The following is a 14365-nucleotide window of genomic DNA, read 5'->3' on the forward strand; positions in this document are numbered from 1 at the left end:
CTGTGGTAAAAATAATGTCACACCTTATAAAAATGGTAAGTACATAGCTTATTTTCCTTTCACTATCTACTTTATGCAATAAGCCACCCATCTGAAAAACCTCCCTATATTTTTAAAAGAAACTATATTACACAATAATTCTGTCAGCTTACCAAACTTCCTATAAAATAAATTAAATGCTAGAAATGGAATCCACTGCTTTTTAGATTTTGGTAATCTTTTCACTATGTTTTTAAATGTATATACCTCTTTATATATCCATAAATAGCCCTTGTATAATTCTTCTGCTGTCATATTATTGGGTTTATATACTACATGTGCAGTATTGTAATTTGACAAATTAAAATCTACAATTCTATTTTCCTCTATTAATGATGAATACAACTTTGTACCAGGATATGGGGTAAGTATATGTGAAGTGACCGTTTCTATCTTATTTTTAACTATCCATTCTAATGTATCCTTAAATACAGAAACATCATCTTCATCTAATCCGAAAACAAAACTTGCATTTATCATTATTCCCCTTTCATGTATTTCCTCTATGAGCTTCTCATATCTCTTTACACTATTTTGTACCTTGTGAACACTATCTATTGACTTACTATTTATGCTTTCAAAACCTATAAACAGACTTTGACAACCAGCTGCCTTCATTTCATCTAATAATTCAGGCATGTCTACTATATTGGAAGTAACTGCTGCATTCCACTTTAGCTTAAGCGGTTTTATTTCCTTCAATAATTTTTTTGTCCATTTAGGATTTCCAATAAAATTATCATCAATAAACATTATATGGCTTGTTTTTAATGCATTTATATCTTTAATTACATTATCTATGGGTCTATTAATATAAGTTTTAAGTACACTTTTGCAACTATTGTAGCAAAAATCACATTCAAAAGGACATCCCCTGCTTGTACTAATTATATTAGTATATAAATACTTTTTATTATCAATACTGGAATAGTCAGGTGATACTATTTCTTCCCCAGCAATGTTTTCCATATCATAATATATCTTTTTAAGTGAATTATTTTCTTTATCTTCAAGGATTTTTACCCAAACTCTCTCAGCCATTCCTACAGATATCGCATCAAAACTATTAACAGCACTCTCTGGATCTGCTGTAATATGTATGCCACCTGCAATTACTGTAACATTGCGATTTTGAAACTCCTTTGATATTTCCACCGCCCTATTCATAACATCTACAGTAACAGTTATTGCTACCAAATCTACAGGTTCATCAAAATCTATCTTTTCAACATTTTCATTCTCAATAATAACTTCATGCTCTTTCGGCGTAAGATTTGCTATTGTGAGTAATGCTAATGAAGGGGCCATCCTTGTTTTTAACTTTGTATCCATAGGTCTTGGAAACATTTTCGGTTGGATTAATTTAATCTTCATAATAAATACTATCTCCTCAAATGAACTTTACTCAATACTTAACTAATCTACTTCCAGTATTCAACTTCTCACCTATAAATTATTTCTGTATTCTAAAATATCACCTGGTTGGCATCCCAAAGCTTTACATATTGCCTCTAAAGTTGAAAATCGAATAGCTTTTGCCTTTCCATTCTTTAGTATAGAGAGATTTGCCATAGTTATTCCAACTTTCTCTGAAAGTTCCGTTACACTCATTTTTCTTTTAGCTAACATCACATCTACATTAATTATAATAGCCATTATATCACCTCAGACTGTTAAGTCATTTTCTGATTTTATATTTATGGCTTCTTTTAACAGCTTTTGAAGAACAGCAGCAAAAACTGCAATCACAATGGATGCAAAAGTAAAGATAATTGGAAATGCTACAAGACCTGGTGCATCATCTGCATCTGCTATTGGAAATAAGAGTGGTATTAGTCCTGCATATAAAATACTAATTGTAATTGCACAATATTTTATATACTTTAAAGCATTTACAGATAACTTTGAGAAAGCCTTGTTCTTGTCAATATAGCTTAAAAGTTTTAAAGCCTGATACAGAGCAAAGAAAAACAATATTGCTGTGACATACACACTTACTAAAATGGGAGAAGGCAAATAATTTACAAATCCAGGCAACCAAAATATGCACAAAGCAAGGACTGGACTTCCAATAAAAATAACAGCTATCTTTAGTAAAATTGTTGATCCTAGTTTCATAAAAAGCACCTCACTTTTAATTCTTGTGTATAAGATAACATGTTTTTTATTGTTTTTCAATAAAAGCTTATTGATTTTCGCTATGTATTTATTGTTGTATTTGAGATAACTAAACTATACATCAATTATTTTACAAATAAATCAAGAGCACTTCCAATTTATGACTTATTCCCTCGTATAGATACTTTAAATAATGAAAATTATTTACTACAAGAAGAACATGTCACAATTTATGAAGAAATGCTCTTTATAAATTTAGATTTATGTATAACAAAAAATAAGCATCATAATCCCGCCATTAAATTTTGTGATATTTATGCTGGGGTCTTCCAACTTTACCGTATTCCACTAACTTGTCTATTTTATTTTCCTTTTCCATATATTCAAGATATCTTCTAACAGTTACTCTTGCTATTCCTAACTTTTCTGCCAATTCCTCTGCTGTAAAATCCTCATAATTCCTTTTTTCTATTTCATCCCATATAGTTCTATAAGTATACTTATTAAGTCCTTTAGCAAAATCATCTTCATTTTGAGAAACATTAGAACTAGCTATCAGCTTATCTAACTCCTTTTGCTCAATTACATCGCTTTTTTTAAACTTTTGATATCTGCCTTTAAATTGAATAAGTGATTCTTTAAATCTTTCAAAACTAAAAGGCTTTATGAGATAATCCACAACTCCACATCTAAAAGCTTCCTGTATTCTTTCAATAGATTTATCCGCTGTAATTAAAATAATATCTATGTCTATCTCTTTTCCTCTTATCCACTTTAAAAAATCCATTCCATTTTCTTTAGGAAGATACACATCTAGTAATATCAAATCTGGCTTTTTAATAGATATAAACTTTTTTGCATCATCAAGATTGGAAACTGCTTTATACAAGTCAAATCCTTCCACTCTTTTCAAAAACTTAGAATTTATCTCCTTAACCATAGGATCATCTTCAACAATCATTACTGAAATCATGCTTTTTCCTCCTTACACTCAGAACACTGATAAATTAACCTCTCTACCTTTTACGTTCTTGCCATTGGTATAATTATATCCCAGCTGACTCCTTCATCTATATCAAAATTTATTGTACCATTATATTCATCAATTATTTTCTTTACAATATACATACCATGTCCACGCTGCCCTTCTTTTGTTGAAAAACCTTGTTCATATATTTTTTCTCTATACTCTATTGGAATTCCACCGCCATTGTCTTTTATTTTTATACTCAGCAGATGTCCATTTTCAACTATTTTAATATATATAACTCCAGTTCCATCATTTTTAACTTCATCTAGGGAATTTTCTATTAAGTTTCCTATAACTGATATAATTTCATCAGGAGCCATACCTTCAGGCAGCTTTGTAAGCTTTGAATTTTCATCTATTTGAAGTTTAACCCTACATTCCTCAGCTTTATTATACTTAGACAACAATAAGGCTGATAATGAAGCATCTTTTATGTTCTCCGTTAAAATATTATTTATATTACTTCTTACTTTTGCTATATCTGATATAAACTCTAAAGCTTCATTATATTCTTCTAATTGTATAAGTCCTGCTATGGTATGGAGTTTATTCATAAATTCATGATTTTGAGCTCTTAAGGACCAAGCCATTTTTTTAACTCCTGTAAGTTCTTCTGCCATTCTAGTCACTTCTGTTTTATCTCTAAAACTGGCAATAGCTCCTACAATCTTCCCTCTGTTCATTATAGGAATCCTATTAGTCATTATAATAGTATCATTTAACCTCTGCTCTTCTTCAAATTCACATTTTCCTTTTTCTAGTACATTCATCATGCGGGTATTTGGAATAACATCCTCCACATTTTGTCCTATAACATGATCCTTATTAATTTTATTTTTAAGATGCAATATATTTAAAGCTGAATCATTTATAAGGGTAACTTTACCTTTAGCATCAACAGCTACTAATCCTTCATAAATAGCATCGAGAATTCCCATCTTTTCATTATAAAGTCTTGTTATTTCTTCAGGCTCAAGTCCAAGCAAAGTATTCTTTATATTAGTTGCCAATAAAAACGCTCCTATTATACCTGCCATAAGTCCGCCTAATCCAATTAAAATTATGTATAAAATAGCTTTATGCTTAGCTGTTTCAATACTGTGGGTAAGTGTACCTACAGAAACAAAACCTATTTCTTTATTATTTTCTGAATCATATATTGGAGCAAAAGCTCTAAGTGACTTTCCAAGTGTTCCTGTAGCTTCAGAAATATATGTTTCTCCCTTTTGAACTACTCTCTTTTCATCCCCTCCTACAAACTTTTTTCCTATCATTTCAGGATTGGGATGAGAATATCTGATATCATTATTATCCACTACAATTATATACTCAATCTGCTCTAAATTCTTACGCTGTATATTAACATAAGGTCCAATCTTTCGTTCCGGATCTTTAACTTCTAGTGCATCTACTATCTCTTTTGAATGTGCTACCATTTCAGCTACATTCATAATATTGGTTCTAGCCTTGCTTTCAATGTTTCCTGTCATCCATGGTACAATAAAAGAGATGATTATAGATATGGAAACAAATACAACTGTAATAACTAATAAAGTAATCTTTGTTTGCAACTTCATTGCTTTTTTCATATTCATCACCCTATCTTTCTTATGTAAAAGTAACCGTCTTCTATAAAATCGTAAAAAACACAGAAGCGTAGGAGACCATAAATGTAGATGAAAGAATCAACATAGGAACAGATATTTCAATCCTATTATATAATACTTCTTTCACTATTGTCTCCTACTTTTCCATGTTTAATTTAATAGCTACCTAATAATTCTTTTTATTTTAATGGCATTTTTCATCATGCAATAGCTTCATTATTTAACTTTTTCATTTTATTCTTATTAAGCAGTTTAAATGTATAAGTAACAATAAACGGACAAACTATGGCTGATACTACACATGCTGCTGCAACCTGTGCAGTGGCTACTGTTGCTACAGCAACCAGTGTTGGATCTGCTGCCGCAACTGCTGCTGGAGTAGCTACAGCATTACCTGCTGTTGAACCTGTAGCAAGTCCAATTATAGGCTCTTCTTTGAATAATTTAAGAAGTATAAATGCTCCTATTCCAGTGAAGGCAGCTATTACTCCTAATAATATACCAGGGCCTCCTGCTTTTGCAATAGTTGCAAGATTCATTCCTGCACCTAATGGGAAGGAGAAGAATGGTATTAATAACATTTTACTGCTTCCAAGAAATTTTCTCATATCAGAATCAAGATTTCCTAAAATCATTCCTATTACTATTGGAATCATTACTGCTACAAGTGCTTTAAAAGGAACTTGTGCAAGTCCTGATGCACCTAATGCAACAAGTGTAAAGAATGGACCATCCTTCAGAGATAACAAAGCATAAGCACCTACATCAGTTTCATCACCATACTGTGATGCAAGTGATGCATATAAGCCACCATTACAATTTGTGAGTGCTGAAAGAATAGCTAATGGTGATAAACCTAGTACTCCTGCAGGTCCAAAAACTTTTCCCACAAATATACCAATACCAGCACCTACTATAAATTTTCCTGTTATTAATATTGCACCTTTTTTTATTGCCTTTGGCGCTAATTTGAAGTTAATCTGTGAACCAATCAAAAACATGAAACAAGCTAAAATTGTTGATGATGCACTTGCGCTAAACAATGCTGTTGTAAATCCTCCAATTTTTAAAAATTGTGGACAAAATGTGTTAACTAATACTCCTAGAAAAAGTGGAACGACCATCATACCTCCTGGTATTTTATCAAGTGTTTTCTTAATTGGAATTTGCATTTTTATCCCTCCATTTATTTTTTCTTTTATAATCTTGCTGCGCCAGTTTTTCTAGCTGCCTTCATAATTTCTTCTGCTACATTTGCAGCTACTTTTTTGTCTAGTGCACTTGGTATTACATTGTTTTCATTTAGATCTTCTTCGTTAATACTGTTTGCTATAGCATAAGCTGCTGCTATTTTCATTTCTTCATTAATTTCTTTTGCTCTACAATCTAAAGCTCCTCTAAATATTCCTGGGAAAGCTAATACATTGTTAACCTGATTTGGAAAATCTGAACGTCCAGTACCTACTACCCTTGCTCCTGCTGCCTTTGCTTCATCAGGCATTATTTCTGGAGTTGGGTTTGCCATAGCAAAGAAGATTGAATCCTTGTTCATTGATCTTACCATGTCCTGACTTATTATTCCTGGTGCTGAAACTCCTATGAATACATCTGCACCTACTAATGCATCTGTTAAAGTTCCTTGAATATTCTCTGGATTACTTATCTTTGCAAGTTCCTTCTTAGCATCATCTACATTTTCTATTCCCCTGTAAAGAATACCAACCTTATCACATGCAATTAGATTCTTTACTCCTGAAGAAAGTAATAATTTGGCTATAGCAGTTCCTGCAGCTCCTGCACCATTTATAACAACTTTTATATCCTCTATTTTCTTGTTAACTACTTTTAAAGCATTTATTACACCTGCAAGAACAACTATTGCAGTTCCATGCTGATCATCGTGAAATACAGGTATATCAAGCTCTTTCTTTAATCTTTCTTCAATTTCAAAGCATCTTGGAGCTCCTATATCTTCTATATTAATTCCACCAAACACTGGAGCTATAAGTTTTACAGTTTTCACTATATCGTCAATATTCTTTGTATCTACGCATATTGGAAATGCATCAACATTTGCAAATTCTTTAAATAAAATTGCCTTACCTTCCATAACTGGTAGTCCAGCTTTAGGACCTATGTCTCCAAGTCCCAATACTGCTGTTCCATCTGTAACTACTGCAACTAGATTTCCTTTTGAAGTATACTTGTACACGTTTTCTTCATTCTCATGAATCTTTCTACATGGCTCTGCAACTCCAGGAGTATATGCTAAACTTAAATCATCTCTTGTCTCAACCTTAATCTTTGATACTACTTCAATTTTTCCTGTATTTTTTTCATGTAATTTTAAACTTTCTTCAAAATAATTCATTTTTAAATCTTCCCTTCATTTTTTATATCAATTTTTTGTAACCGTTTGCTATGAATAGATAATATCATCAATATTTACTTATTAAAATATTTTGAACTTTTAAAATATATTTTGGTCATTAAAAATACTTTGTTTAATTTTTAACCTTTGTAATTTATAGACTTGACTTTATTAAAGAGAAAAAATAAACATAAATTAAAATTTTGTTAATACTATCACACTCTAATTCCTATGCTCATAGTATATACAAGCTATAAGTGAAGACAAAAAACTTAAAGATAAAAGAGAGGTGATATCTTGTGAGTATTACTAGCTTTTTATTAACATTTTTTACAATTTTCATATTGTCTTTAACAATGAGTGCTGATGATTTTTCAGTTGGCGTTGCATATGGACTTTTTAAGATTAATATACCACTGAAAAAATTGATTATCATTATATTAGGCTCTGCAACATCTACTTGGGGTGTAATGCTACTAGGAAAGTTTATAGTTAAATCTATGCCAGATTATATAACTGACTGGGCAAGTGCAATTATCCTATTTGGCGTTGGATGCAAAATGCTTTATAATGGATGGAAACAAAAAAATGACCCTATTGAATTTGTAAAAGAGCATCCTATTGACGATATCAATACAAAATCAGTTAGCATATTGGAAACTTATATTGTAGGTCTTGGATTAGGAATTGATGATTTTGCACAAGCATTAGGTTTATCTGTAGCTGGCTTCCCTATTGTTTTAACGGTAATTTTGCTTGAAGTTTCAGAATTGATTGCTATTTTAAGTGGCAACTATTTAGCTTTCAGGGGATTTTCAAAAAAAGTTAATGGTAGGCTATCTATAATACCAGGTATTGTGTTACTAATAATTGGTTTATATCAAATAATTTGTTGAGATATAAATAAAACTAAAAAAAGCATGTTGCGACGTAAGTTGCAGTAGAAGTTTGGATTTTAACTTCAAATGTACGCATCTAATTGCATTGTTACAGATACTTTTAGTAAGCAAAAAGTATCTGTATAACAATAACTTATAACGAGGTAGGAATTTTTCAATATCTCAAGCATTAGAACTTCTTAATGAAGTGAGTTTTGTTTCACAGCATATATCAGCTGGAATACAGTTGAAAGTTACTTCTCTTACATTCGCTTGTACCACATTATTTTTGAACTGCGAAAGTTGAGTTATAAAATATTTGTACATTGAACAAAATAGTAAAGTAATACTATGAGTAAATTTTTATACAAGGAGGGATAAATGATGAGTGAAAAACATTGCTGCTCTTGCACAAGCCAACAAGAAAAAGAAAAGAAAGAAAATAACACTAAAACTAAACATAATAAAAAAACCAATAAGAAGGATTGATAGTGTAAAGTTTATAGGGCTAGATTAAGCTGAACTAGCTCTATTTTATTTATCTAAAAAACAAAACTACTGAATTTACAGTAGTTTATTAATAAAATATGAAATTTGAATCCATATTTGCTTTCAACACAAGATTTTATTAATGAGAAAAAAATTTTAACTTTCCTCTGTATATCTTTTTTTTATTTCATCTTCTGTGTATTTTATAATTTTTGTTCTTATATCTAAATATTTTTCCATATCTTCACTGGTAAAATGTGATAATACGCTACTTTGTACACTAGACATTTCCTCTACTAATTTATTGGAAAGTTCTACACCTTCTGGTGTTAACTTTATATAAATACGCCTTCTATCCACAGGATGAGGCGATCTTTCCACCAGATATTTTTTTTGCAAGCCATCTACCATATTAGTTGTAGTCTGCCTTAAAATAGCTAGCTTATCAGCAATTACTGAAGGTTCAATTCCATTTTGATATTTTCTTAAAAGTCTAATTATACGATATTCAGAATAACTAACTCCATGATATGTCATCATCTCATTAAACCAAAAATTCATCTGAATGTTGATGGATGATTGATTATCTAAGGTATCCAATACTTTTTTTCGGAATAAGTGCTCTGCTTCTATTTTTGAATCATTCATTGTTATTTTTTTCACTCCTAGTTTATCTAAATATTTAAAGCATGATTGATGCTGCATAACTATATTATATAATTAATTATTCATATGTAAAAGAGTGCAATTTAATTATAGATAAACAAGGCCAATACTTAACTTATAAAAAATATTTATTAGTAACAATTAACACAAGTTAAATATTTCTAGAGGACAGAGGACAATTGTCCTCTATAATACATTTATATTTTCTAAGCACTACCAATAATTCTCATAGTATAAGTTAAGTGTCAGCTGTGCTTCTTTATATAAGAAACACAATATTTTTTAACCTTTTGCTGTCATAATTAAACCTTCTTTTAATTTATATATATAAATTATTTTCTGAGTCTTCCTTTATATTCTACTTGATCTAAAGGAATCTCCTTTAAAAGTAGTGCAGAAATAACACCTATACATATGAAACAAGCTGCAGTTATAAACACTGTACGTAAAGAAATCTGTAAAGTATTTCTTACAGCTTGTACAACTGTGTTATATTGAGAAGGATCAGCAAAAGTTGCTTGCAATTGCTTTAGTGAACCTTTATTTACCAATACACGTGCCGTAGATACCAGTGATACTTGTTTAGGATTTAAAGAAAGATTAGATATATTACTTACAATAAATTTAGCATAAACACTATTCAGTATAGATCCTAGTAGTGCCGGTGCAAGTGCATTTCCTAAAGCAGTAAAAAAGAACAGTGTACCATTACCAACACCATAGTCTTTAGGCTCAATATATGCCATAGCACTTAAAGTGTTGATAGAAGGCATCCATGAACCTCCTCCTATGTTATAAATAGCTCTGGCAACAATTATTGCAATTAAAGATATTGTTGCAGGCATTATTCCAAAGAATAACATAATCATAACTGCACATGAAGGGGCCAGTACAAGCATCCATTTATAATGTTTGGTCTTATCCATCATAAATCCTGCAAAAGCACCCATAAAGATACCTATAAAGCTTGCTGGAATTTCAAGTGTTGCATAAATAGTTGCTGACTTTCCCATAACTCCCTGTACATAAAGACTTAAATAAGTGGCTACACAAGTAAGTCCAAATGTCATAGTTACAGATATAAGACAGCATGCTAAAAAATTTCTGTTTTTCAGTAATTTAGTTGATATTATTGAATATTCTTGGATTCTTTCTTCATGTTTCAAGAATAAAGCAAAAACTATTATTGACACAATCAGCATTATGATAATTGTTGGAGAATTCCATGCGAATCTGGACCCTCCCCATGACAACGCTAATAAGAAATTAGAAACAGCAATTGTTAATGCTATAACACCTAAAATATCAATTCTGTTATCAGCATTTTCATTAGTAACATTGGGAACAGTAAACATTACAAATAAAAATGTTATAAGGAAAATTATTGCCGTAAGTACAAATACATATCTCCATGTCCAGTGTTCTGAAATAAGTGCTGCCAATGTAGGTAAAGTCAATTGGACTACACTCATTACTGAAAGTATACTTCCACCTATTTTTCCACGTTCAGTTGGAGGAAACAACTGACCTAAAAGTGCCATATATGTGCCCTGCATAGCTCCAGCCCCGAATCCATTAACTGCATAACCTGCTATAAAAAACCAGATATTTGGAGCTGAAAAACATAGTACTTCCCCAGTTACCATAAGTCCTAATACAATTAATAGTATCTTTTTCTTACCATATATATCCCCCATCTTCCCCCAGAATGGAGCTGCAATAGCACCTGTTAAACTAAATACCATAGGTGCCCATGAATAATATGTAAGACCATTTAATTCTCCTGAAATCATCGGAAGCAGAGCATTTGCCTTATATCTAGTAGACCAGTATGCAAAACCGCAAATTAAAATGGCAATAGCGCAAAGAGTCTTTCTCTTAGATGACATTGTTTCAAGTTCATCAGTTTTTAGACCTCCTGGCATAACATTATCCCCCCATATTGTATTTTCTTTATAAGATAAACAAATTCCATAGTTATCTTATCCCCCCACTAAAAGGATTGATATTCAAAACCCTAATCAAAATAATGAGTCAATTTTATTATTATAAAATTCATATAAATTATCTTTATCTTGGAATATAAACATTTTGATTTTTTAATATTCTTTGTACCTTCTTAATATCCACTTGACGTACATTTGTATTATCTTCTAATGATACTGCTGCTGCTACTCCAGCTGCTTGTCCTAAACTTGCACAGTGAGGAATCAAATTTGACCAATCATTAGCTTCATGAGTTGATGAAAAAGATCGTCCTGCAACTAAAAGATTTTCAATTTTTTCTGGTACCATAACCCTATAAGGTATTTCTGTAGGCGTCTGACAAACATTAAAGTTGAATGGTGGAACTACTGCTATAGTGTCTTCATGTTCATAAGTATTATCTAAATCCATTTTTGAAAGTGTGTACAATCCATGAATTCTCCTGCTGCCGCGGGTACCTGTTTGAGGTGCGATATCTATTAAATATGAATTTTTAAAACCTGGAACATTTTCCTTTAAATAATCTATTGCTTCAAGCATTGTACGGCGTACACCCATTTGTGTTTCTGTTAAGTCTTTAATATCCAGACAATATCTAGGAAGCCAGTTATTTATCCAACACTGATCATTGCGGGGTGTAGCATGAGGGGACATTTTAAAGCCTGTAATTTTACTCATATTAGCCATATGCACACTATACCACTCTTGAAAATTATCTGCCTTCCACTCTGCAAATGTTCTAAAATCTACTCCACCTAAGCGATAAACAGATGCTGTGTTTGCACTTCTAAGTGATTGATTACGATCTTCATCAAAATCACCACCTGCAAATGAACATATATCAGCATCACCTGTACAATCGATTACAACTTTTCCAAGAATCGCCTTACAACCTTCTTTACTCTCAATAATTACACCTTTTATGGTATCGCCATCCATTATAGCTCCAACACTCCAACATTCTAAGTAAGGAATAATCTTATTGCCTTCTTCTGTAATCATCTGGTCCAACACGATTTTCAGTTGATTTGGATCTAAATATGCCCCATAATTAATACTGCCATTAAGCACAAAGCCCCAATAACCAGCCCATTTTTTTAAAAGCATCGGATCTTTACTTCCTGTTTCTTCTTTCTTAGGTCCTAAAATGCCATATGGAAGCTTACTCATACGATCAATCCATTCCTGTTGTAATCCCATGATCATTCTTTTCTCACCAAATGATAAATGAGGAATTAAAATAACAAAACCTCCTGTAGCCATGCCTCCTAAATGTCCATAACGTTCTACAAGAATTACTTTCTTAGCACCAGCACGTGCAGCTGCAACCGCTGCTGAATGTCCTGCAGGACCAGAACCAATAACCAAAACATCAGTTTCATCAAATACTGATACTTCTCGTGATGATTCTACAATAATTTTACTCATACGTTACCTCCTAAAATCAAAAATATTTTTCTGAATTTATAACAAATATAACAATTTAAATTAGTTATATTTATTACTATAAAAAAAATTATAATAAAAATTTTTATTATATTTTTTTTTATAATACAATGTTAGCATATTATAAATACGATTGCAATATCATTTTCAGAATATTCAAATTGCAATATTTCATATCTCAGAATATAATTTTATTATGCAAAAATAGTAGTAATTACTTCCTATAAAAATGAAATTTACTACTTTAACTTGACTCAAACATAAAGCTACCTTTAATAGAAAAATTAGACAAAATATGATAAAATATAAGCTATAGAGAGGAGATGAAATAATGGAAACCAGATTAGAAGAAAAAAGAAGAGCAGAAATAAGTATGCACTTTTCAGAATTTGAAATGCCTCCAATGCAAGATATATTAATAGTAGGCAAAAGAGCACCTATTGGACCAGAAGCTGCTAAAAGAATGGTAGATATACTTTCTCCAGAACAATATGAAATAGTTAGAATTGATCATCCACAAATTGAAGCAATTGTAATAAGAAAGTTTTTGCTAAGTATGATACCAAAGGATAAACTGATTTCAATAATAATGGAAGAAGGAGGAAAAGTTGCTAACGAATCTATGATTATAAGATCACAAATTAACATAACTATTCATGTTAGCAAATCCATTGAGTTATGATACAAAAGGCTTTAAATATACTAGATAAAAATTTTATGAAAGTTAATATTTTAACTGGAGTCAGAAGAGTGCAAAATGCTTTTTATGAAAAAAACATTAATTGTTTTGCTGCCTATGATGATGAAAAGTTGGTTGGTGTAGTTACACAAAAAGAATTAGTTGCTGCACACCCTAATAGAATAATTGCTGATGCTATGACAGATAAATATAGATGTATAGATTGTTCAACACCTACCTGGAAAGTCAAAGAAATATTTGATTCCAATAAAGATCTATGTATAATATTTGTAAAAGAAAATAATGATCTTAAAGGTTTCTTAACAAGAACAATTTTGAATATAGAGCTGGCAAAACATATTGATTTACTTACTGGACTTTATAAAAGTGACTATATATTTTATAATACATACAAATTAATAAATAACGGAAATGAACTATCTTTAATTTTTATTGATTTAAACAATTTCGGAACCATTGATAAAAAATATGGCCATATAAATGGAGATTTAGTATTAAAAAATGTAGCAAAAATATTAAGAGAAAATGTTACCAAAGATAGTTATTTGTGCAGATATGCAGGAGATGAATTTGCAATATTAACACCTTTTTGCATAGACAAATGTAAGCTATTTGCAGAAAAATTGATAAATGCTATAAATTCATATAAATTTCCTAACAATATTCCTGTTTCAGCATCAATAGGTATTACAGGATATAAAAATCATAATAGCAAAACAGGTGACACTCTAAGCATTATAAATAAACTAATAAATATAGCAAGCTTAGCATCTACAAAGGCAAAAAAGAAGGTTAACACCTCAATTATCGTTGAAAATACAACTATGCTTGCATAAAATTGAAAAAGGCAAACCCATTGAAAGGTGGGGACGCAAAGCCATGAGTCTAAAGCAATTTTAACTGCTATGACAGTCAGGTTGCCAATGAATTAAAAAATCACTCATGGCAGGCAATATCTACAGTGCCTGCCACTTCTATGAAATTTAATGTCTATCATATGATAAACTTTCAAAATTAAAGTATATGATTACATCT

The 14365-nt window shown here is 31.0% G+C and carries 14 protein-coding genes and 1 riboswitch; of the genes, 4 read left to right on the plus strand and 10 right to left on the minus strand.

Annotated features, from left to right (window positions below; genetic code table 11):
• Positions 1 to 66: 66 nt before the first annotated feature.
• The 7 genes from Q6H37_RS19245 to Q6H37_RS19275 form a co-directional block, all read right to left on the minus strand.
• Complete coding sequence (locus Q6H37_RS19245; protein ID WP_318735376.1) at positions 67 to 1413, minus strand: radical SAM protein; 1347 nt, start codon at positions 1411 to 1413, stop codon at positions 67 to 69.
• Positions 1414 to 1485: 72 nt separating this feature from the next.
• A complete protein-coding gene (locus tag Q6H37_RS19250; protein WP_318735379.1) occupies positions 1486 to 1695 on the minus strand; it encodes a helix-turn-helix transcriptional regulator in 210 nt (69 codons plus the stop codon).
• A gap of 9 nt (positions 1696 to 1704) precedes the next feature.
• The gene (locus tag Q6H37_RS19255) at positions 1705 to 2157 is read right to left on the minus strand and encodes a DUF2975 domain-containing protein (RefSeq protein WP_318735381.1); all 453 of its coding nucleotides are present in this window, start codon (positions 2155 to 2157) and stop codon (positions 1705 to 1707) included.
• A gap of 298 nt (positions 2158 to 2455) precedes the next feature.
• Entirely contained in the window at positions 2456 to 3130 is a 675-nt protein-coding gene (locus tag Q6H37_RS19260; RefSeq protein ID WP_318735384.1) for a response regulator, read from the minus strand.
• 50 nt (positions 3131 to 3180) lie between these two features.
• On the minus strand, positions 3181 to 4776 hold the full coding sequence (locus Q6H37_RS19265) for a sensor histidine kinase (protein ID WP_318735386.1): 1596 nt from the start codon (positions 4774 to 4776) through the stop codon (positions 3181 to 3183).
• Positions 4777 to 4994: 218 nt separating this feature from the next.
• Positions 4995 to 5966 (minus strand): 2-keto-3-deoxygluconate permease, encoded by a 972-nt coding sequence (locus tag Q6H37_RS19270; protein WP_318735388.1) that lies wholly within the window; start codon positions 5964 to 5966, stop codon positions 4995 to 4997.
• A 26-nt stretch (positions 5967 to 5992) separates the two neighbouring features.
• Positions 5993 to 7165 carry an NADP-dependent malic enzyme gene (locus tag Q6H37_RS19275; RefSeq protein ID WP_318735390.1) on the minus strand — a complete coding sequence of 391 codons (1173 nt, stop codon included), beginning with the start codon at positions 7163 to 7165 and terminating at the stop codon, positions 5993 to 5995.
• 299 nt (positions 7166 to 7464) lie between these two features.
• Here Q6H37_RS19275 and Q6H37_RS19280 point away from each other — a divergent pair, with 299 nt between their 5' ends.
• The gene (locus Q6H37_RS19280; protein ID WP_318735392.1) at positions 7465 to 8061 is read left to right on the plus strand and encodes a manganese efflux pump MntP family protein; all 597 of its coding nucleotides are present in this window, start codon (positions 7465 to 7467) and stop codon (positions 8059 to 8061) included.
• Positions 8062 to 8431: 370 nt separating this feature from the next.
• Complete coding sequence (locus tag Q6H37_RS19285; protein ID WP_318735394.1) at positions 8432 to 8560, plus strand: hypothetical protein; 129 nt, start codon at positions 8432 to 8434, stop codon at positions 8558 to 8560.
• A 128-nt stretch (positions 8561 to 8688) separates the two neighbouring features.
• Here the strand turns inward: Q6H37_RS19285 and Q6H37_RS19290 are convergent, their stop codons facing one another.
• From Q6H37_RS19290 to Q6H37_RS19300, 3 genes are all read right to left on the minus strand, one after another.
• A complete protein-coding gene (locus Q6H37_RS19290) occupies positions 8689 to 9180 on the minus strand; it encodes a MarR family transcriptional regulator (RefSeq protein ID WP_318735397.1) in 492 nt (163 codons plus the stop codon).
• 350 nt (positions 9181 to 9530) lie between these two features.
• Positions 9531 to 11123 carry an MFS transporter gene (locus tag Q6H37_RS19295; RefSeq protein ID WP_318735400.1) on the minus strand — a complete coding sequence of 531 codons (1593 nt, stop codon included), beginning with the start codon at positions 11121 to 11123 and terminating at the stop codon, positions 9531 to 9533.
• A gap of 145 nt (positions 11124 to 11268) precedes the next feature.
• Entirely contained in the window at positions 11269 to 12612 is a 1344-nt protein-coding gene (locus Q6H37_RS19300; RefSeq protein ID WP_318735403.1) for an FAD-dependent oxidoreductase, read from the minus strand.
• 349 nt (positions 12613 to 12961) lie between these two features.
• Here Q6H37_RS19300 and Q6H37_RS19305 point away from each other — a divergent pair, with 349 nt between their 5' ends.
• Entirely contained in the window at positions 12962 to 13312 is a 351-nt protein-coding gene (locus Q6H37_RS19305) for a hypothetical protein (protein WP_318735406.1), read from the plus strand.
• Positions 13309 to 14166 (plus strand): diguanylate cyclase, encoded by an 858-nt coding sequence (locus Q6H37_RS19310; RefSeq protein WP_412523873.1) that lies wholly within the window; start codon positions 13309 to 13311, stop codon positions 14164 to 14166. Before Q6H37_RS19305 ends, Q6H37_RS19310 begins: the two co-directional genes overlap by 4 nt.
• A riboswitch (cyclic di-GMP riboswitch) is annotated at positions 14167 to 14255 on the plus strand.
• Positions 14256 to 14365: the final 110 nt, after the last annotated feature.

It is taken from the genome of Clostridium sp. JS66 (assembly GCF_033561535.1).
Taxonomy (GTDB): domain Bacteria; phylum Bacillota; class Clostridia; order Clostridiales; family Clostridiaceae; genus Clostridium_AM; species Clostridium_AM carboxidivorans.